Raw genomic sequence first — 19,351 nt, 5'->3', positions numbered from 1 at the left:
TGTTAGCGTGCTGTCAACCTGTAGGGACAAAAGTCAAGGAACGTCGCATATGGCTACTGAATCCAGCGGCACCCCGACGACCCCACCCCGTGCCCAGTGGGGGTCCCGCACGGGCTTCCTGCTGGCGGCGATCGGCTCGGCCATCGGACTCGGCAACATCTGGCGCTTCCCGTCCGAGGCCTACAAGAACGGCGGCGGGGCGTTCCTGCTGCCCTACCTGATCGCCCTGTTGACGGCGGGACTCCCGCTGCTGGTCCTCGAGTACACGCTCGGCCGCCGCTACCGCAAGTCCCCGCCGGGGGCGTTCCGCCGGATGTCCGGCCCGGCGCAGGCGATCGGCTGGTGGCAGGTGGCGGTCTCCTTCGTCATCGCCGCCTACTACGCCGTCATCCTGGCCTGGGCCGTGCGGTACGTGGGGTTCTCGGTCGGGGAGCAGTGGGGCGACGACCCGAACGCCTACTTCTTCGGCGACTTCCTGCGCACCGCCGAGGCGCCCGGCTGGATCTCCTCCTACGTCGGCGGGGTGTTCTGGCCGCTGCTGGTCATCTGGATCGCGGTCCTGACGGTCCTGGCCCTGGGGGTGCGGCGCGGCATCGAGACGGCCAACAAGATCTTCATCCCGCTGCTGGTGCTCTTCTTCTGCGTCCTGGTGGTCCGGGCGGTCACCCTGGACGGCGCCGCGACCGGCCTGGACGCGCTGTTCTCGCCCGACTGGGGGGCGCTGGCCGAGGGCGGCGTCTGGGTCGCGGCCTACGGGCAGATCTTCTTCTCGCTCTCGGTCGGCTTCGGCATCATGATCACCTACGCCTCCTACCTGCGGCGCCGGGCCGACATCACCGGCTCCGCGCTGGTCGCCGGATTCGCCAACAGCTCCTTCGAGATCCTGGCGGGCATCGGGGTCTTCGCCACGCTCGGCTTCCTCTCCGTCTCCAGCGGGACGCCGGTGGGGGAGACCGTCACCGACGGCATCGGACTGGCCTTCGTCGCCTTCCCGACGATCATCTCGAACATGCCGCTGGGCGTCCTGTTCGGGCTGCTGTTCTTCGGCTCCCTGGTCATCGCCGGCTTCACCTCGCTGATCTCCATCGTGGAGGTGGTGGTCGCCTCGGTGCAGGACAAGACCGGCATCGGACGCGTCCCGGCGGTGCTCGGCGCCGGAGGGCTGACGGCCCTGGTCTCCATCCTGCTCTTCCCCACCGACAGCGGGCTGTACCTGCTGGACGCCGCCGACCACTTCATCAACCGGTACGGCATCGCCCTGGCGTCCCTGGTCTCGGTGATCGTCATCGCCTGGGTGCTGCGCAGGCTGCCGGTGCTCCAGCGGGACGCGGACGCCACCTCCGCCGTCCGGCTGGGCGTGTGGTGGCGCCTGGCCCTGGGGGTCGTCACCCCGCTGGTGCTGGGCTGGATGATGGTCGACAGCCTGCGGGGCGAGCTCGACGAGAACTACGGGGGCTACCCGACCGGGTTCCTGTTCTGGTCGGGATGGGCGGTCGCCCTGGGCGCGCTGGTCTTCGCCGTCCTGGCCTCCCTGATCCCCTGGCCACGCGGCACGGAACCGGCGGGCACGGAACCCCATGACACCGCGGAGGGGAGGTACTGATGTCCACGGGCGCCGTCGTGATGATGATCGTCGCCATGGTCGTGGTGTGGGGCGGGCTGCTGGCGGCCGTCCTCAAGCTCCGCGGCCACCCCGACGACCCGGGGCCGGAACCGGAGCCGGAGCTGGGGAGGCTGCCGGAGGACGGCTGACCCGGGGCCGGCGCGCCCGACCCTCGCCGGGGGTCGGGCGCACCGGCCCGGAGGGGCCGTCAGGCCAGGCCGTAGCGCTCGGCCGCCTCCCGCACCGTCTCCCGCTTGACCTCGCCGCGCCGGGCCAGCCGGTCCAGGGCCGACACCGTGATCGACTCGGCGTCCACGCCGAAGTGGCGGCGGGCCGCCTCGCGGGTGTCCGACAGACCGAAGCCGTCGGTGCCCAGCGAGGACCAGTCCTGCTCGACCCACTGGCTGATCTGGTCCGGGACCGCCCGCATCCAGTCGCTGACGGCGAGGACCGGGCCGGGCGCGCCGCTGAGCGCGCGGGTGACGTACGGGACCCGGTCCTCGCCGTTGAGCTGCGCCGCGTCGCAGGACAGGGCATCGCGGCGCAGCTCGCTCCAGGAGGTGGCGGACCACACGTCGGCGGTCACGCCCCAGTCGTCGGCGAGGAGGCGCTGGGCGTCCAGCGCCCAGTGGATGGCGGTCCCCGAGGCCAGCAGCTGGATGCGCGGGGCGGCGACGCCGGAGGGGGAGAGGGCCGGGGTGCCCTCGCGGAAGCGGTACAGCCCCCTGAGGATGCCCTCCTCCACGCCCTCGGGCATGGGCGGCTGGACCTTCGGCTCGTTGTAGACGGTCAGGTAGTAGAAGACGTCCTCCTGCCGCGGCCCGTACATCCGGCGCAGGCCGTCGCGCACGATCACCGCGATCTCGTAGGCGAACGCCGGGTCGTAGTTGAGCGAGGCCGGGTTGGTGGCCGCGATCAGGTGGGAGTGGCCGTCGGCGTGCTGCAGGCCCTCGCCGGTGAGCGTGGTGCGTCCCGCGGTGGCGCCGACGACGAAGCCGCGGCCGAGCTGGTCGGCGAGCTGCCACATCTGGTCGCCGGTGCGCTGCCAGCCGAACATCGAGTAGAAGATGTAGAACGGGATCATCGGCTCGCCGTGCGTGGCGTACGACGTGGCGGCGGCGATGAAGTCGGCCATGGCGCCGGCCTCGGTGATCCCCTCGTTGAGGATCTGCCCGTCCCTCGCCTCCTTGTAGTACATCAGCTGGTCGCGGTCGACCGGCTCGTACGTCTGGCCCTTGGGCGAGTAGATGCCGACCGAGGGGAACAGCGACTCCATGCCGAAGGTGCGCGCCTCGTCGGGGACGATCGGGACCCACCGCCGGCCGGTCTCCTTGTCCCGCATCAGGTCCTTGACCAGGCGTACGAACGCCATGGTCGTGGCCATCTCCTGCTTGCCCGACCCCTTCTCCAGGGCCCGGAAGGCGCGCTCGGACGGCTCGGGCAGGGCCGGTACCGGGTGCGTGCGGCGGGCCGGGGCGGGGCCGCCGAGGGCGGCGCGGCGCTCGGCGAGGTAGCGGACCTCGGGGGAGTCGGCGCCGGGGTGGCCGTAGGGCACCGGGCCGTCGTCGAAGGCGCTGTCCGGGATCGGCAGTCCGAGCAGGTCGCGCATGCCCTTGAACTCGTCGGTCGTCAGCTTCTTCATCTGGTGGTTGGCGTTCTTGGACTCGAAGCCCGCGCCGAGGGTGTGGCCCTTGACCGTCTGCGCCAGGATCACGGTCGGCGCGCCCCGGTGCGCGAGCGCGGCCCGGTAGGCGGCGTACACCTTGCGGGGCTCGTGGCCGCCGCGCGAGGTGTGGAAGCACTCGGTGATCTTCGCGTCGCTCAGCACCTTCGCCATCTCCACCAGGGCCGGGTCGGCGCCGAAGAAGTGCTCGCGGATGTAGGCGGCGTCGCGGGTGGCGTACGTCTGGAACTGCGCGTCGGGCACCTCGCGCAGCCGCCTGACCAGCGCGCCCGTGGTGTCCAGGGCGAACAGCTCGTCCCAGGCGGAGCCCCACAGCGACTTGACCACGTGCCAGCCCGCGGCGCGGAACTGGGCCTCCAGCTCCTGCACGATCCTGAAGTTGGCGCGGACCGGGCCGTCGAGGCGCTGGAGGTTGCAGTTGACCACGAAGGTGAGGTTGTCCAGCCCCTCGCGCCCGGCGAGGGCGAGCGCGGCGGTCGACTCGGGCTCGTCCATCTCGCCGTCGCCGAGGAAGGCCCACACGTGCGAGCCGGAGGTGTCCTTGATGCCGCGCCCGGTCAGGTAGCGGTTGAAGCGGGCCTGGTAGATCGCGGAGAGCGGGCCCAGGCCCATGGAGACGGTGGGGAACTCCCACAGCCAGGGCAGCCGGCGCGGGTGCGGATAGGAGGGCAGGCCGCCGCCGCCCGCCTCCCGGCGGAAGTTGTCCAGCTGCGCCTCGGTCAGCCGTCCGTCGAGGAAGGCGCGGGCGTAGATGCCGGGGGAGGCGTGGCCCTGGATGTAGAGCTGGTCGCCGGAGCCGGGGGCCTCGGGCGACTCCTTGCCGCGGAAGAAGTGGTTGAAGCCGGTCTCGTACAGCCAGGCGGCGGAGGCGAAGGTCGCGATGTGGCCGCCGACGCCGAAGCGGGAGCCGCGGGTGACCATGGCGGCCGCGTTCCAGCGGTTCCAGGCGGCGATCCGCCGCTCCATCTCCTCGTCGCCGGGGAAGGCGGGCTCGGCGGCGGTGGGGACGGTGTTGACGTAGTCCGTCTCCAGCAGCGGGGGCAGGCCGAGCCCGGTGCGGCCGGCGTGCTCCAGGGTGCGCCGCATCAGGTACGCCGCCCGGTGCGGACCGGCCTCGCGGGTGACGGCGTCCAGGGACGCGGCCCACTCGGCGGTCTCCTCGGGGTCGCGGTCGACGAGCTGGTCGAGCTCGCTGGGGGTGCGTTCGGCGTCGGTCACGGTGGCCGCCTTCCGGACGGGACGGGACAGGGGGGCGGGGGGTGTCACACCCACTGCCGGACTGTACGCCCACGATCGATGATCGATCAAAGGGTGGGAGGCGAAAAAGTGCCGGACGGACGAAATTGGCATTCAGTGCCGCTGATCAGGCACGGGGTGCACACCCCAGGACGTGCTCCTTGACCAGTTCGCCGATGCGCGGATCGCGCCGGCGGAACGCCTCGACGACCGCCTCGTGCTCCTCGGCGTACGACTGCTGCCGGGTGCCCAGCCAGCGGATGGCGAGCGCGGTCCACACCCCGATGCCCAGCGACTCCCAGGTGTGCAGCAGCACGCTGTTGCCGGAGGCGCGCACCAGTTCCCGGTGGAAGGCGACCGTGTGCCGCACCTGCGCCTCGCCGTCCCCGGCGCGGTCGGCCTCGTACAGCCGCGCCACGTGCCCCTCGAGCGCCGAGACGTCCTCGGCCAGGCGGCCGCAGGCCAGCTCGGCCGCGATCTGCTCCAGCCCGGCCCGCACCGGGTAGATCTCCTCCAGGTCGGCCGCCGTCAGGTTCCGCACCCGTACGCCCTTGTTCGGGGCCGACTCGATCAGCCGCAGCGCCTCCAGCTCGCGCAGCGCCTCGCGCACGGGCGTCTGGCTGACCTCCAGCTCCACCGCGATCCGCCGCTCCACGATGCGCTCGCCCGGCTTCCAGCGCCCGCTGACGATGCCCTCCACGATGTGCTCGCGGATCTGCTCGCGCAGGGAGTGGACGACGGGCGGGACCATGGAGGCTCCTTCTCGGGACGGGGAGGACAACGACGATACGGCCGTCCACACGGCGGCGCCCCCGCCCGGAGGAGATCCGGGACGGGGGCGCCGCCGTGCGGAGGGGCCGCTCAGAGACCCAGCTCGCCCTCGAACTCGCCGGCCTCCAGACGGGCCTTGACGTCCGTCAGGTAGCGGGCGGCGTCCGCGCCGTCGACCAGCTGGTGGTCGTAGGACAGGGTCAGGTAGACCATGTCCCGGATGGCGATGGTCTCGCCCAGCTCCGGGTGGTCCACCACGACCGGGCGGCGCACGGTGGCGCCGATGCCCAGCTCGGCCACCTGCGGGTAGTTCACGATGATCGTGTCGAACAGCGCACCGCGCGAGCCGGTGTTGCTGATCGTGAACGTGCCGCCGGACATGTCGTCCGGGCTGAGCTTGCCGGTGCGGACCTTGCCCGCCAGCTCGGCGGTCTTCTTGGCGATGCCGGCCAGGTTGAGGTCGCCCGCGCCCTTGATGACCGGGACCATCAGGCCCTTCTCCGAGTCCACCGCGATGCCGATGTTCTCGACGTCGTGGTAGGTCACGGTGCCGTCGTCGTTGATCTTGGCGTTGATCGACGGGTGGGCCTTCAGCGCCTCGGCGGCGGCCTTGACGAAGAACGGCATCGGGGAGAGCTTGACGCCCTCGCGGGCCAGGAAGTCCTCCTTGGCCCGGGCCCTCAGCCGCATGATCCGCGTGACGTCCACCTCGACCACGGAGGACAGCTGCGCCTGGCTGTGCAGCGCCTTCATCATGTTCTCGGCGATGACCTTGCGGATGCGGGTCATCGGCACCGTCTGGCCGCGCAGCGGCGACGGCTCGGCCTTGGCCGGACCGCGCCCGGCCGGCGCCGCCTGGGCCGGGGCCTGGGCGGCCTGCTCCCGGGCCGCCGCCGCCTGACGGGCGGCGGAGACGACGTCCTGCTTGCGGATGCGGCCGCCGACGCCGGTGCCCTTGACGGTGGACAGGTCGACGTCGTTCTCGGCGGCGAGCTTGCGCACCAGCGGGGTCACGTAGGCGCCCTCGCCGCCGGAGGCCTGGGCGGGAGCCGGGGCCTGGGCGGCGGGCGCCTGCTGCGCCGGGGCGGGGGCGGCCTGAGGCTGGGCCTGGGCCGGGGCGGGAGCGGCCTGGGGCTCGGGCGCCGGAGCCGGGGCGGGCGCCTCGGCCTGCGGCTCGGGCTGGGCCTGCGGCTCGGGCTGGGCCGGGGCCTGGGCGGCCTGCGGCTCGGGCTGCGCCGGAGCCGGGGCCTGGGCCGGAGCGGCACCGGCGGCGCCGATCACGGCCAGCTTCGCGCCGACCTCCGCCGTCTCGTCCTCGCCCACCAGGATCTCCAGCAGGGTGCCGGAGGCGGGAGCGGGGATCTCGGTGTCGACCTTGTCGGTCGAGACCTCCAGCAGGGGCTCGTCGGCCTCGACCTCCTCGCCGACCGACTTCAGCCAGCGGGTGACGGTGCCCTCGGTGACGGACTCGCCGAGCGCCGGCAGCACCACGTCGGTGCCTTCCGCCGCGCCGCCCGACGGGGCCGCCTGCTGCGGGGCCTCGGCCTGCGCCTGCGCGGGCTGCGCAGGGGCTTCCCGGGCCTGCGCCGGGGCGGGAGCGGCCTGGGGCTGGGGCTCGGGCTGCGGCTCGGGCGCCGGGGCCTCGGCGGCGGCCGGCGCCTCCGCCTGGGCGGGGGCCTCGGCCGGGGCGCCGCTGCCGTCGTCGATCACGGCCAGCTCGGCGCCGACCTCGACCGTCTCGTCCTCGGCGACCTTGATGGAGGACAGGACGCCGGAGGCGGGGGCGGGGATCTCGGTGTCGACCTTGTCGGTCGAGACCTCCAGCAGGGGCTCGTCGGCCTCGACGCGCTCACCCTCGGCCTTCAGCCAGCGGGTGACGGTGCCCTCGGTGACGCTCTCGCCGAGCGCCGGCAGGGTTACGGAAACCGCCATGGTTTCGGTTGCTCCTAACGAAAAGTGCGAATGGCGTGGTGCTCTCGCGCCCGGGAGTGTCAGTCGTGGGAGTGCAGCGGCTTGCCGGCCAGGGCCAGGTGGGCCTCGCCGAGGGCCTCGTTCTGCGTCGGGTGCGCGTGGACGAGCTGCGCGACCTCGGCGGGCAGAGCCTCCCAGTTGTAGATGAGCTGGGCCTCGCCGACCTGCTCGCCCATCCGGTCACCGACCATGTGGACGCCGACCACGGCACCGTCGCGGACCTGCACGAGCTTGATCTCGCCCTGCGTCTTGAGGATCTTGCTCCTGCCGTTGCCGCCCAGGTTGTACTTCAGCGTCACGACCTTGTCCGCACCGTGGATCTCCTTGGCCTTGGCCTCGGTCAGACCGACGGAGGCGACCTCCGGGTGGCTGTACGTCACGCGCGGCACGCCGTCGTAGTCGATCGGCACGACGTCCAGCCCGGCCAGCCGCTCGGCCACCAGGATGCCCTCGGCGAAGCCGACGTGCGCGAGCTGGAGGGTGGGGATGAGGTCGCCGACGGCGGAGATGGTGGGCACGTTGGTGCGGCAGTACTCGTCGACCAGGACGTAGCCGCGGTCCATGTTCACCCCGGCCTCCTCGTAGCCCAGGCCCTGCGAGACCGGGCCGCGGCCGATGGCGACGAGCAGCAGCTCGGCCTCGTACTCCTTGCCGTTGGCGAGGGAGACCTTGACGCCGTTCTCGGTGTACTCCGCCTTCTCGAAGAAGGAGCCGAGCGAGAACTTGATGCCGCGCTTGCGGAAGGCGCGCTCCAGCAGCTTGGAGCTGTTCTCGTCCTCGGCGGGCACCAGGTGGGGCAGGCCCTCGACGATGGTGACGTCGGTGCCGAACGACTTCCACGCGGAGGCGAACTCGCAGCCGATGACGCCGCCGCCCAGGATGACGACGGACTGCGGCACGCGGTCCAGCTTCAGCGCGTGGTCGGAGTTGATGATCCGGTTGCCGTCGATCTCCAGACCCGGGATCGACTTGGGCACCGAGCCGGTGGCCAGCAGGACGTGCCGGCCCTCGTAGCGCTGCCCGTTCACGTCCACCGAGGTCGGGGAGGACAGCCGGCCCTCGCCCTCCACGTAGGTGATCTTGCGGGAGGCGATCAGCCCCTGCAGACCCTTGTACAGGCCCGAGATCACGCCGTCCTTGTACTTGTGGACGGCCGCCATGTCGATGCCCTCGAACGTGGCGCGGACGCCGAACTCGGCGCTCTCGCGCGCGGAGTCGGCCACCTCGCCGGCGTGCAGCAGGGCCTTCGTCGGGATGCATCCGTAGTGCAGACAGGTACCGCCGACCTTGTCCTTCTCGATCAGGGCGACGTCCAGACCCAGCTGCGAAGCCCGCAGGGCAGCGGCATAACCGCCGCTACCGCCTCCGAGGATCACTAGGTCGAAAACGGTGCTGGCGTCGTTCGCCACGTCACGTCCTCCATGCATGGGTACGCCGGAGCCGGTCCGTCGGAGACCGGGCGGCTGTATGTTCGGCCGCTTCTTGCTCGGCCCTGTGGGTTGAGCGGGCCCTGTCCTGCCGAGACAACATCTTTGCACTTGTCGGCGGGCAGTGGGACGGCGGGCCGGTGTCCGAACCCCTCATACCCACGTGAACAGGAGGATTGCGAGCGGGTACGCGTGTCTACCGGAGAGTAGGCGCACCCTGATCGCTCACAGCGAACGCGCCGGGTCCCGAGGGGGCCGGGGAGCGCCGAGGCCCCGGACACGCTGGGTGTCCGGGGCCTCGGCGGAAGGTCACGTACCGGACCGGTCGGGCACCGGTCAGGCACCGGTCAGACGACGTCGCCCGCCGCCGCGCGCTCGGCGAGCCGGACCAGGGTGCGCACCGCGCAGCCGGTGCCGCCCTTGGGGGTGTAGCCGAAGGGGCCGGACTCGTTGAAGGCCGGGCCCGCGATGTCCAGGTGCGCCCAGGTGGTGCCCTCCGGGACGAACTCCTTCAGGAACAGGCCGGCCACCAGGCCGCCGCCCATCCGCTCGCCCATGTTGGCGATGTCGGCGATGGGCGAGTCCATGCCCTTGCGCAGGTGGGCGGGGAGCGGCATCGGCCACGACGGCTCGCCCGCCTCGGTCGCCAGTTCGTGGACGGCCGTGCGGAAGGCGTCGTCGTTGGCCATGACGCCGAACGTGCGGCTGCCCAGCGCCAGCATCATCGCGCCGGTCAGGGTCGCCACGTCCACCACCGCGTCCGGCTTCTCCTCGCACGCGCGGGTCAGGGCGTCGGCCAGCACCAGGCGGCCCTCGGCGTCGGTGTTGAGCACCTCGACCGTCTTGCCGCTGTACATGGTCAGGACGTCGCCCGGCCGGGTCGCGGTGCCCGACGGCATGTTCTCCGCCAGCGCCAGCCAGCCGGTGACGTTCACCCGCAGGCCCAGCCGGGCGGCGGCGACCACGGCGGCGAAGACGGCGGCGGCGCCGCTCATGTCGCACTTCATGGTCTCGTTGTGGCCGGCCGGCTTCAGCGAGATGCCGCCCGAGTCGTAGGTGATGCCCTTGCCCACCAGGGCCAGGGTCTTCTTCGCCCTGGAGTGCGTGTACGACAGGCGCACCAGGCGCGGCGGGTTCGCCGAGCCCCGCCCGACGCCGAGGATGCCGCCGTAGCCGCCCTTGGCCAGGGCCTTCTCGTCCAGGACCTCCACCGTCAGCCCGTGCTCCTTGGCCGCGCTCTGGACGGCGGCGGCGAAGGACTTCGGGAACAGGTCGTTGGAGGGGGTGTTGACCAGGTCGCGGGCGCGGTTGACCTCGGCGGCCAGCACCTCGGCGCGCTCGGCGGCGGCCTTGTGGGCCTTGTCGCGCGGCTTGGCGCCGAGCACGGTGACCTCGGCGAGCGGGGCCCCGGCGTCGCCGTCCCCGCCCTTCCCGGCCCTGCCCCTGCCCTTGGCGCCCTTGCCGTCCTTGGCGTCCTTGGCGTTCTTGTCGCTCTTCCCGCGGTACGCGGTGAAGGCGTAGGCGCCCAGCAGCGCGCCCTCGCAGACGGCGGCGAACGACGCCTCGTCCCCGGTCGGCAGGGCGAAGCCGGCCTTCTTCCGGCCGGCCAGCGCGCGGGCCGCCGCGCCGGCCGCGCGGCGCAGCGCCTCCGGGTCGTACGCCCCGTCCCCGGCCGGGACGTCACCGAGCCCGACCGCCAGCACCAGGTCCGCCTTCACCCCGTCCGGCGCCGGCAGCTTGGTGACCTCACCCTCGCCGCCCGAGGCGCCGAGGGTCTCCAAGGCGGCGGCCAGCCCGCCGCCGAACGCCTGGTCCAGGGTCTCGCCGCCCGGAGCGACCACGGGCCCCTCCGGGCCCTTGGCCACGCCGACGACGACGGCGTCCGCGCGCAGCGTCGCGGCGGACGAGGAACTGAGAGTGAGAGCAGACACAGTGGTGGGAATCCCTCTTCCGATGGTCAAGCCGAGTGGATGTGCACGGCTTCGGGCACGGGCCGAGCCTACGTCGCGGCCCGGGAGGCCGCGGTGTCGGCTCCGGACCGGCCCGGGGACCGGCCGCTGGGCGGGGCGTGACGGAAGCACGGACCGTCCCGCGGAATTCTCCGAGGGGCGTCAACCCAGCGCAAGCACCACCAGGGAGGTGGTGAGAGCGGTTTCGCACACTCCGCCGAAGACGTCGCCGGTCACCCCGCCCAGTCTGCGGCGGCAGCGGCCCAGCAGCAGTTCCGCCGCGCCCAGCGCCAGGACGACCGCCGCGGCGCACCGCACGGCCCCGTACGGACCCCACAGCGCGCCCGCGCCCGCCGCCGCCAGCACCGCCGCCGCGCCGGTCAGGACCGCGGAGCGCGAGGGCACCGCGCCCGCGACCGCGGCCCCCAGCCCACCGGGGCGGGCCGCGGGGACGCCCTCGCGGGCGGCGAGCGTCAGCGCGGCGCGGGCGGCCACCGCCGACACCGCCACCGCCACCGCGCCCCACGCCCAGCCTGCGGCGTACAGCCCGGCGACGGCCGCGACCTGGGCGAGCAGCACCAGCAGCAGCGCGACCACCCCGAACGGGCCGATGTCGGAGCGCTTCATCACCTCCAGCGCGCCCTCGGCGGGCCGGCCGCTGCCCAGCCCGTCGGCGACGTCCGCCAGCCCGTCCAGGTGCAGGCCGCGGGTGAGTACGGCGGGCACGGCGACGGTGGCGACCGCCGCGAGCAGCGGGGAGGCGCCCAGCAGCAGCGCGGCGCCCCCGGCCGCGGCCGCGCACAGCCCGACCACCAGGCCGGCCAGCGGCGCGCACACCATGCCGGCGCGGGCGGCGGACCGGTCCCAGCGGGCCCCGGACACCGGCAGCACGGTGAGCGTGCCGAAGGCGAAGCGGATCCCGTCCGGCACGCCGGCGGGCGGCGGCGGGGACGCGGGGGCCGGGGACGGTTCCGGATCCCGGGGAGGCTGCGGCGTGGTGTCCATCGGGCGCAGGCTACCGGGCGGCCGTACGCGCCCGGGCCGCTCAGGTGACGTCGAGCATCTCCGCGGCGCCCGCCCGGCCCGCGTCCTCCCCCGGTTCCCCGGCGTCCTCCGGCTCCCGCACCGGCAGCTCCGCCGCCAGCGCGGCCGCCGCCCGGACCAGGGGGAGGGCGAGCAGGGCGCCGGTGCCCTCGCCCGCGGTGACGCCGTGGTCCAGCAGCGGGTCGAGCGCCATCCGGTCCAGCGCCTTGGCCTGCGCGGGCTCGCCGCCGGCCTGCCCGGCCAGCCACCAGTCCGGCGCGCGGAACGCCACGCGCTGGGCGACCAGCGCGCACGCGGCCGAGACCACGCCGTCGAGGATCACGGGGGTGCGGCGCACGGCCGACTGGAGGAGGAAACCGGTGATCGCGGTCAGGTCCGCCCCGCCGACGGCCGCCAGCAGCCGCAGCTGGTCGCCGAGCACGGGCCGGGCGCGGCGCAGGCCGTCGCGGATGGCCGCGCACTTGCGCATCCAGGCGAGGTCGTCGATGTGCCCGCCGCCGCGGCCGGTGACCACGGAGGCGTCGGTGCCGCACAGGGCGGCGACCAGCACCCCGGCCGCCGTGGTGCCGCCGACGGAGATGTCGCCCAGGACCACCAGGTCGGTCCCGGCGTCGGCCTCCTCGTCGGCGACGGCCATCCCCGCCCTGAAGGCGCGCTCGGCCTCCTCGGCGGTCAGGGTGTCCTCGACGTCCAGCCGCCCGCCGGAGCGCCGCACGCGGTGGCGGGTGACCTCCGCGGGCAGCTCGTCCGGGTCGCAGTCCAGCGACATGTCGACGATCCGCAGCGGCACGTCGAAGCGGCGGGCCAGCACCGCCACCGGGCTCGTGCCGTCCAGCACGGCGCGCACCAGGGTGTGCGCGCCGCCCGCGGGCCGGGCGGAGACGCCCAGCTCCGCCACCCCGTGGTCGCCGGCGAACAGCACGGCCCTGGGCCGCGAGACCGGCTCGACGGGGACGCGGGCCTGCGCCGCCGCCAGCCACTCGCCCAGCTCGTCCAGCCGCCCCAGCGCCCCGGCCGGCAGTCCGGTCCGGGCGCGTCGGTCCTCGGCGTCCCGGCGGACGCCGCTGTCGGGACGTTCGATGAGGTCGCCGAAGTCGTCGAGGTTCAGGCTGCCGTCGCTCATGCGGCCGACACTACCGTCCCCCCGTCCGCCTCCGGCCGGGGCTCAGCCCCGCAGCGGCAGGGCCGTGCCCGCCGTGACCAGCAGCACGTGCTCGCACTCGGCCGCCACCGCCGCGTTCAGCCGGCCCAGCTCGTCGCGGAAGCGGCGGCCGGCGGCCGTGGCGGGCACCACGCCCGAGCCGACCTCGTTGCTGACCGCGACCACCGTGCGGGTGGCGGAGCGGAAGGCCGCGACCAGGGCACCGGTCCGCTCGGCCAGCGCGCGGGGGGCCTCGCCGCTCCGCCAGCGGCCGTCGTCCCAGGCCCCGGCGGAGTCCATCGCGTCGGTCAGCCACAGGGCCAGGCAGTCGACCAGCATCGGCGGGGCGTCGGGCGCGGTGAGCAGCGGGACCAGGTCGCAGGTCTCGGCCGTCCGCCAGGAAGGCGGGCGGCGCTCCCGGTGGGCCGCCACCCGTACCGCCCACTCCTCGTCGCCGCCCCGGGTGCCGCCCGTCGCGACGTACAGCACGTCCGGGAAGGCGGCCAGACGGCGCTCGGCCTCGGCCGACTTGCCCGAGCGCGCGCCGCCCAGGACCAGCGTGCGCCGGGGGAGATCGGGGACCGCCCGGTAGTCGCCGACCACCACCGTGGTGCCGTCCGGCGCGGTACGGGCCCCCGCGGCGGCCAGCCGCCGGCGCAGCTCCGGGCCGGGCGGGACGTCGTGGTCGACGTGGACGGCCAGCACGTCCGTGGTCGGGCCCACGGCCCCGGCCGCCCGCAGCCGGGCCAGCGCGTCGGGACGGCCCAGGACGTCCAGCAGCACCAGGGCGTACGGCGCGGACGGCCACGGGGACCCGGCGCCCCCGCCCCCGCCCCCGCTCGCGGCGGCGGGCAGGCCCGCGGCCCCGGCGCCCGGCGGCAGGTACAGCAGGCGCTCGCCGTCCGGCCCGCCGATCTCGTAGCCGGTGCCCGGCGCGTCCAGCGCCACCGCCCGCACCCGGTGGCCGCTGATCAGCGTCAGCTCCCGGCCGTCGGGCACCCGCACCGGCGCGGGCAGCCCGGCCGGGATCTCCAGCGCCGGGCCCTCGTGGGGGTGCGACAGCAGCACCTGCCGCACCCCGTGCAGGGAGCGGCCCGCGCGGGCGGCGGAGAGCGCGGGCCCGGGGGTGAGGTCGAGCATCAGGACGTCGTCGACGAGCAGCGCGGTCGCCGCCCGCGCGTCCGCGCCGACGGCCGTGGCGCAGGACGCGCAGGGGCAGCCGGGCCGGGGGAGACCGGCGGGTGCGCCGGTGCCGAGCAGAGTGAGTTCCACGGCACGATCGTCTCGTGTCCGGCGGAGCGTCGCGCGAGGGGCACTAGTCTGCGCTCAGCGGGACAGGATCATGGACACACGGCAACACCGGACACAGCACAGGGGAGGCGCACATGGCGTGGACGTGGCGGTTCGAGAAGGCCGACGGCACGGAGACGGAACCGGCCGTCCAGCCGGAGGAGTTCTCCACCCAGGGCGACGCGGAGAGCTGGATCGGCGAGACCTGGAGGGAGCTGCTGGAGGGCGGCGTCGAGCAGGTGACGCTGCTGGAGGACGGCACCGAGATCTACGGGCCCATGAGTCTGAGCGCGGCCGGGGAGAGCTGAGCCCCGGGCACCGGACGGCACCCGCCCCGGCCGCTCCGGGGCGGGTGCCGTCCGGGGTCGTCCGGTGCCGTCAGCGTTCGCCGAGGGTGATGGTGACGGTCCGCTCCTCGCCGCCGCGCCGGTAGACGGCCTTCACCTCGTCGCCGGGCTCGCGGGAGGCCAGCGCCTCCGCCAGCGCGGTGGTGTCCGGGGTCTCCCTGCCGTCGAGCCCGGTGATCACGTCGCCCGCCCGGAGCCCGGCCGCGTCCGCCGCGCCGCCCTCCTCGGTCTCCACGATCGCGACCCCGGCGGGCCGGTAGTCCTCGCCCAGGACGGTGCGCACCGTCGCCTCGATCGCCGCCTCGTCGGAGTCGACGACCTCGCCGTGCTCGATCATCTGGTCGGCGAGGTGGCGGACGGTGTCGGAGGGGATGGCGAAGCCCAGGCCCGGCGCCGCGCCGCCGTTCCCGTCCGGGGTGCGGGCGGCCAGGGTGGGGACGCCGATGACGCGGCCGGAGAGGTCGACCAGGGCGCCGCCGCTGTTGCCCGGGTTGATCGGGGCCGAGGTCTGGATCAGGTTGCCGATGGTGGCCTCGGCGCTGCCCTCGCTGATGGCGCGGCCGGTGGCCGAGATGATCCCCTCGGTGACGCTGGAGGAGAGCCCCAGCGGATTGCCCATCGCCAGCACGATCTGGCCGACGTCCACCTCGTCGGACTCCCCGAAGGTCGCGGGGCGCAGGTTCCGGGGCGGATCGGTGAGCTTCACCACCGCCAGGTCCTCCTCCGGGTAGCTGGCGACCAGCTCGGCGTCCAGCTCGTCGCGGCCGGTGGCCATGGTGATCCGGAACCGCTCGGCGTCCCCCACCACATGGGCGTTGGTGACGATGTGGCCCTCGCCGTCGTAGACCACGCCCGAGCCCAGCCCCTCGCCGGTGGTGATCTGGACGACGGACGGCAGCACCCGGTCGACGACCTCCTGGAAGGACTCCTGCAGGTCGTCGGCGGCTCCGGGCACGGGGACGGTGGCGCTGGGGGAGGGCGAGCCGCCGGCGCCGTCGGAGGAGCCCGGCCCCGTGCAGCCGGTGAACAGGACGGCCGCCGCGCACAGGGCTGCGGCGCCCGCGCGGCGCCCGCCGCGCCGTGGGGAACGAGTCATGTGAACGAGCCCCCCTTCGCTGGTCTCCGCGCGGCCGGGCCGTCACGGCCGCGGAGCGTCCGCGTTCCCCGACGGGGCCGCCAGAAACTGCGTCGCCGCCAGCTCGCCGTAGAGCGGGTCGCCCGCCACCAGCTCCTCGTGGGTGCCCACCGCCCGCACCCGGCCCGCCTCCATCACCACGATCCGGTCGGCGAGCGTCACCGTGGACAGCCGGTGGGCGACGACCAGCACCGTCGTGGCGCGGGCCGCCTCGGCCACCGTGTCGCGCAGCGCCAGCTCGTTGACCGCGTCGAGCTGCGAGGTCGCCTCGTCCAGGAGCAGCAGCCGGGGGCGGCGCAGCAGCGCCCGCGCGATCGCCACCCGCTGCCGCTCCCCGCCGGAGAGCCGGCTGCCCCGGTGCCCGACGACCGTCTCCAGGCCGTCGGGCAGCCGACCGACCAGTTCGGTGAGGCGGGTGCGCTCCAGCACCTCGCGGATCTCCTCGTCGCCGGCGTCCGGCGCGGCGAACACCAGGTTCTCGCGCAGCGTCCCGGAGAGCACGGTCGCGTCCTGCTCGACGTAGCCGATCGAGGCCCGCAGCCCGGCCAGCGGCCAGTCGCGCACGTCGCGCCCGTCGACCAGCACCCGGCCGCCGCTCACCTCGTGGAAGCGCTCGATCAGCGAGAACACGGTGGACTTGCCCGCCCCCGAGGGACCGACGAACGCGGTCATGCCGCCGCCGGGCACGGAGAAGGAGACCCCGTGGTGGACGGCGGGCAGACCGGGCCGGTAGCGGAAGACGACGCGGTCGAAGACGACCGAGGCCGGCGGGTCCTGCGGGCGCGGGGCCGCGTCCCCGCCGTGCCCGTGCCCGGTTCCGGCCTCGGCCTCGGTTCCGGCTTCGGCCTCGGTTTCGGGTCCGGCCTGGGTTTCGGCTCCGGCTCCGGGGCCGGGTTCGGTCTCCATGCGCTCGGCCTCCGCGATCCGGGCGACGGCCGCCGCCCCCACCTGGTACTGCGTGGCCGCGTCGACCAGCCGGGAGACCGGTCCGATCAGGTAGAAGAGGAACAGCAGGAAGGCCACCAGCGACGAGACGGGGAGCGCGCCCGCGGCCACCCGCGCCCCGCCGACGCCCAGCACCGCCAGGAACGACACCTGCACGGCCAGCCCGACCGACGTGCCCGCCACCGCCTGCCAGCGCGCGGCCCGCACCCCGTGCCGCCAGGCCGCGCGCGCCGCCTCCTCCACGGCCCGCGTCTCGCGGGCCTCCGCGCCCGACGCCTTGACCGTGCGGAACGCGCCGAAGGAGCGCTCCAGCACCGACGAGATCTCCCCGACCGACTCCTGCGCCCGCTTCGACGCCCGCGAGATCCTCGGCATCACCAGCCCCGTCGAGGCGGCGATCAGCACGATCACCCCGAGGGTGACGCCCAGCAGCACCAGGTCCATCCGCGCCATCATCACGAGGGTCGCCACCAGCGTGAGGGAGCCGGTGACGGCCGACACCAGGGAGTCCGTGGTGACCTGCCGCAGCAGCGTGGTGTCGGAGGTGACCCGCGCCATCAGGTCGCCCGGCTGGGTCCGCTCCACCTCCGGCATCCGCAGCCGCAGCAGCCGGGCCACCAGCCGGCTCCGCGCGGCCAGCACCACGGACTCGGCGGTGCGGGCCAGGACGTACGCGCCGACCGACTCGATCGCCGTGCCCAGCACCACCAGCGCGGTGAGCAGCACCAGGACGCCGGCGATCGACTCGCCGCCGCCCAGCCGGTCCACCAGCTCCTTGGCGGCCAGCGGCTGCGCGAGCCCGGTGACGGAGCCGACCAGCGCCAGCAGCGCGCCGAGCGCGATCGGCGCCCGGTGCGGGCGGATGTGGGCGTACAGCGCGCGCCAGGTCTCCCGGGCGGGGAGCCGGTCACCGGCGGCGGGGAGTTCCCGGGCGTCCGCGGGCGCCGGGGACGCCTCGGGCGCGGGGGGTGCCGGGGACGACCGGGACGGCTGGGGTGGCTGGGACGGCTGGGGTGCCGGGGGTGCCGGGGATACGGACACGGTGGCCTTCCGTTCGGCGAACTGCTGCCGGTCTGCTGCCGGTGAGGACGCCGGACCGCCCCCGGACGCCTGAGTCCCCCCGCCCGCCCGGCGGTCCGGCGCTCAGCCGCGTACGGCGCACAGGTGCAGCAGCTCCGCCACCGCGCGGTACGGGTCGGTGCGCCCGGCCCGCTCCTCGGCGGCCAGCAGCCGCTCCCCGGCCTCGCCGGGCGGGAGGGCCGGGTCGTCGGTGCCGCCGGTGAAGACCCGCACCCCGTACCACCGGTGCACCGGGGTGCTCATCCCGGCGAGGGTGGCGGTCAGCGCCTCGCGGCGCAGGGCGCGGTCGGCGGGATCGGGCGGGACGAGCCGGGCCAGGGCCGCGGTCCAGTCGCCGGCCAGCCCCGGCCGCATGGCCGCGGCCTCGATGTTGGGCACCAGCAGCGACAGCAGCCCGCCGGGGGCCAGCACCCGGCCCAGCCCGGCCAGCAGCGGGCCGGGCTCGTCGCCGGGGACCAGCACACCGTGGCAGAGCACCACGTCGAAGGAGCCGGGCAGGAAGTGCGCCCCGGTGCTGCGGCTGTCGCCGGAGACGACGCGCATCCGCTCCCGTATGCCCGCGGGCTCCTCCCCGAGGACCCGGCGCACGGCGTCGGCCAGCTCCGGGTCGGACTCCAGCCCGGTCACCTCGTGCCCGGCCCTGGCCAGCGTCAGCGCCTGCCGGCCGTGGCGCAGCGCCACGTCCAGGACGCGCAGCCGCCGCCCCACGGGGAAGCGCGCGGTGATCTGCTCCTCGAGCTGCCGGGCGATCAGGGCATGCCCCAGGGCGCCGAGCCGGGGCACACCGTCCCGGCGCACGTCGTCGTGTCGTACGGCGATGTCCATCGGTGGTCCGTCGGGATCCGTCAAGGGGGTTCCGTCAGTGGTCCGTCAGCGGTCTGTCGGTGGTCCGCGGGGGCGGGAGGCCGACCCCCGCGCCCCGTCAGCGGCGCGGCGCCTCGCCCCGGGCGACCTGCGGCTTGGGCAGCCGCATGCGGCGCATCTGGAGCGTCCGCATCAGCGCGTACGCCACGGCGCCCCGCCGGTTCTCGTCGGGGAAGCGCTCGCGCAGGCCCTTGCGCAGCTTGTGGGAGGTGACGAAGGAGTCGACGACGATCATCACGATGACGCCCATCCACAGCAGCAGGGAGGCGTTCTTCACCTGCGCCGACGGCATCATGCTCAGGATCAGGATGAGCACCGCGAGGGGCAGGAAGAACTCCGCCACGTGCCACTTGGAGTCCACGAAGTCGCGGGCGTAGCGCCGCACCGGGCCGCGGTCGCGCGCCGGCAGGTAGCGCTCGTCGCCGCCGGCCAGGGCCTCGCGCTGCCGCGCCAGCTCCGCGCGGCGGGCCTCGCGGGCGCGCCGCGCGGCCTCCTTGCGGTCGGCCGGTGGTTTGACCACGGCGCGGCGCAGCGCCTCGGCCTCGCTGCGCTTGGGCGTGGGGCGGCCCTTGGGGGCCTGCGGGTCACGGCGCTGCTTGGTCAGGTCCACGCTCTCCCGGGGAGGCGCGGTCTGCTCATCACGGGAACGGCTTCGGAACACAGTGCCAAGAGTACGGGGCGTCCAGGTGTGGCCCCCACCCCCACGGGGAACGATCCGGCAACGGCGGGTCGCCGTACTCCCTACTTCCTGGGCGGGAGAGACCCTCTCGCCGATCGTCCTGGAGGAGGAGCACATCCGGGTCCGAACAGTGCGGTAATGGAAGCAGGGCCCGTAGTGTGGGACCTGTCGGTGTGCGAGGTTCA

At 74.6% G+C, this 19,351-nt stretch carries 15 protein-coding genes; 3 read left to right on the top strand and 12 right to left on the bottom strand.

Annotated elements, in window-relative coordinates; genetic code table 11:
* Positions 1 to 49 precede the first annotated feature (49 nt).
* Positions 50 to 1,603, top strand: coding sequence for a sodium-dependent transporter (locus QC029_RS22935; protein ID WP_279557647.1), 1,554 nt, complete (start codon positions 50 to 52; stop codon positions 1,601 to 1,603).
* Complete coding sequence (locus tag QC029_RS22930) at positions 1,603 to 1,752, top strand: methionine/alanine import family NSS transporter small subunit (protein ID WP_279557646.1); 150 nt, start codon at positions 1,603 to 1,605, stop codon at positions 1,750 to 1,752. Before QC029_RS22935 ends, QC029_RS22930 begins: the two co-directional genes overlap by 1 nt.
* Positions 1,753 to 1,811: 59 nt before the next feature.
* On the opposite strand, the gene aceE is transcribed toward QC029_RS22930, so the two are convergent.
* The 8 genes from aceE to QC029_RS22890 form a co-directional block, all read right to left on the bottom strand.
* Entirely contained in the window at positions 1,812 to 4,505 is a 2,694-nt protein-coding gene (aceE, locus tag QC029_RS22925) for a pyruvate dehydrogenase (acetyl-transferring), homodimeric type (protein WP_279557645.1), read from the bottom strand.
* A 145-nt stretch (positions 4,506 to 4,650) separates the two neighbouring features.
* Positions 4,651 to 5,274, bottom strand: coding sequence for a GntR family transcriptional regulator (locus QC029_RS22920; protein WP_279557644.1), 624 nt, complete (start codon positions 5,272 to 5,274; stop codon positions 4,651 to 4,653).
* A gap of 110 nt (positions 5,275 to 5,384) precedes the next feature.
* Positions 5,385 to 7,226 (bottom strand): 2-oxoglutarate dehydrogenase, E2 component, dihydrolipoamide succinyltransferase, encoded by a 1,842-nt coding sequence (gene sucB, locus QC029_RS22915; protein WP_279557643.1) that lies wholly within the window; start codon positions 7,224 to 7,226, stop codon positions 5,385 to 5,387.
* A 59-nt stretch (positions 7,227 to 7,285) separates the two neighbouring features.
* Complete coding sequence (gene lpdA / locus QC029_RS22910; RefSeq protein ID WP_279557642.1) at positions 7,286 to 8,674, bottom strand: dihydrolipoyl dehydrogenase; 1,389 nt, start codon at positions 8,672 to 8,674, stop codon at positions 7,286 to 7,288.
* Between the two features lie 365 nt (positions 8,675 to 9,039).
* A complete protein-coding gene (locus QC029_RS22905) occupies positions 9,040 to 10,623 on the bottom strand; it encodes a leucyl aminopeptidase (RefSeq protein ID WP_279557641.1) in 1,584 nt (527 codons plus the stop codon).
* 180 nt (positions 10,624 to 10,803) lie between these two features.
* On the bottom strand, positions 10,804 to 11,646 hold the full coding sequence (locus QC029_RS22900; protein WP_279557640.1) for an adenosylcobinamide-GDP ribazoletransferase: 843 nt from the start codon (positions 11,644 to 11,646) through the stop codon (positions 10,804 to 10,806).
* A gap of 40 nt (positions 11,647 to 11,686) precedes the next feature.
* Positions 11,687 to 12,808: a nicotinate-nucleotide--dimethylbenzimidazole phosphoribosyltransferase gene (locus QC029_RS22895; RefSeq protein WP_279557639.1), complete on the bottom strand. Its 1,122-nt coding sequence runs from the start codon at positions 12,806 to 12,808 to the stop codon at positions 11,687 to 11,689.
* Between the two features lie 42 nt (positions 12,809 to 12,850).
* Positions 12,851 to 14,098: a bifunctional adenosylcobinamide kinase/adenosylcobinamide-phosphate guanylyltransferase gene (locus tag QC029_RS22890; protein WP_279557638.1), complete on the bottom strand. Its 1,248-nt coding sequence runs from the start codon at positions 14,096 to 14,098 to the stop codon at positions 12,851 to 12,853.
* A gap of 113 nt (positions 14,099 to 14,211) precedes the next feature.
* Here QC029_RS22890 and QC029_RS22885 point away from each other — a divergent pair, with 113 nt between their 5' ends.
* A complete protein-coding gene (locus QC029_RS22885) occupies positions 14,212 to 14,424 on the top strand; it encodes a hypothetical protein (RefSeq protein ID WP_279557637.1) in 213 nt (70 codons plus the stop codon).
* A gap of 70 nt (positions 14,425 to 14,494) precedes the next feature.
* On the opposite strand, the gene QC029_RS22880 is transcribed toward QC029_RS22885, so the two are convergent.
* The 4 genes from QC029_RS22880 to QC029_RS22865 all read right to left on the bottom strand — a co-directional run bounded on the left by QC029_RS22880 (position 14,495) and on the right by QC029_RS22865 (position 19,148).
* Positions 14,495 to 15,559: a trypsin-like peptidase domain-containing protein gene (locus QC029_RS22880; RefSeq protein WP_279557636.1), complete on the bottom strand. Its 1,065-nt coding sequence runs from the start codon at positions 15,557 to 15,559 to the stop codon at positions 14,495 to 14,497.
* Positions 15,560 to 15,601: 42 nt separating this feature from the next.
* Complete coding sequence (locus tag QC029_RS22875) at positions 15,602 to 17,419, bottom strand: ABC transporter ATP-binding protein (protein WP_279557658.1); 1,818 nt, start codon at positions 17,417 to 17,419, stop codon at positions 15,602 to 15,604.
* Between the two features lie 267 nt (positions 17,420 to 17,686).
* Positions 17,687 to 18,472 carry a bifunctional 2-polyprenyl-6-hydroxyphenol methylase/3-demethylubiquinol 3-O-methyltransferase UbiG gene (locus QC029_RS22870; protein ID WP_279557635.1) on the bottom strand — a complete coding sequence of 262 codons (786 nt, stop codon included), beginning with the start codon at positions 18,470 to 18,472 and terminating at the stop codon, positions 17,687 to 17,689.
* A 73-nt stretch (positions 18,473 to 18,545) separates the two neighbouring features.
* Complete coding sequence (locus tag QC029_RS22865) at positions 18,546 to 19,148, bottom strand: DUF3043 domain-containing protein (protein WP_279557634.1); 603 nt, start codon at positions 19,146 to 19,148, stop codon at positions 18,546 to 18,548.
* Positions 19,149 to 19,351: the final 203 nt, after the last annotated feature.

The sequence above is a fragment of the Streptomyces sp. DH37 genome (genome assembly GCF_029813835.1).
In the GTDB taxonomy this organism is placed as follows: Bacteria; Actinomycetota; Actinomycetes; order Streptomycetales; family Streptomycetaceae; genus Streptomyces.
Note: the sequence above shows the minus strand (reverse complement) of the source record. Positions and strands in the feature narration are given on the sequence as shown.

Excerpts from the sequence above, each read along its gene's own strand:
- QC029_RS22935 (WP_279557647.1), top strand. The coding sequence starts at position 50 with ATGGCTACTGAATCCAGCGGCACCCCGACGACCCCACCCCGTGCCCAG.
- QC029_RS22930 (WP_279557646.1), top strand. The coding sequence starts at position 1,603 with ATGTCCACGGGCGCCGTCGTGATGATGATCGTCGCCATGGTCGTGGTG.
- QC029_RS22920 (WP_279557644.1), bottom strand. The coding sequence starts at position 5,274 with ATGGTCCCGCCCGTCGTCCACTCCCTGCGCGAGCAGATCCGCGAGCAC.
- sucB (WP_279557643.1), bottom strand. The coding sequence starts at position 7,226 with ATGGCGGTTTCCGTAACCCTGCCGGCGCTCGGCGAGAGCGTCACCGAG.
- QC029_RS22900 (WP_279557640.1), bottom strand. The coding sequence starts at position 11,646 with ATGGACACCACGCCGCAGCCTCCCCGGGATCCGGAACCGTCCCCGGCC.
- QC029_RS22895 (WP_279557639.1), bottom strand. The coding sequence starts at position 12,808 with ATGAGCGACGGCAGCCTGAACCTCGACGACTTCGGCGACCTCATCGAA.
- QC029_RS22885 (WP_279557637.1), top strand. The coding sequence starts at position 14,212 with ATGGCGTGGACGTGGCGGTTCGAGAAGGCCGACGGCACGGAGACGGAA.
- QC029_RS22880 (WP_279557636.1), bottom strand. The coding sequence starts at position 15,559 with ATGACTCGTTCCCCACGGCGCGGCGGGCGCCGCGCGGGCGCCGCAGCC.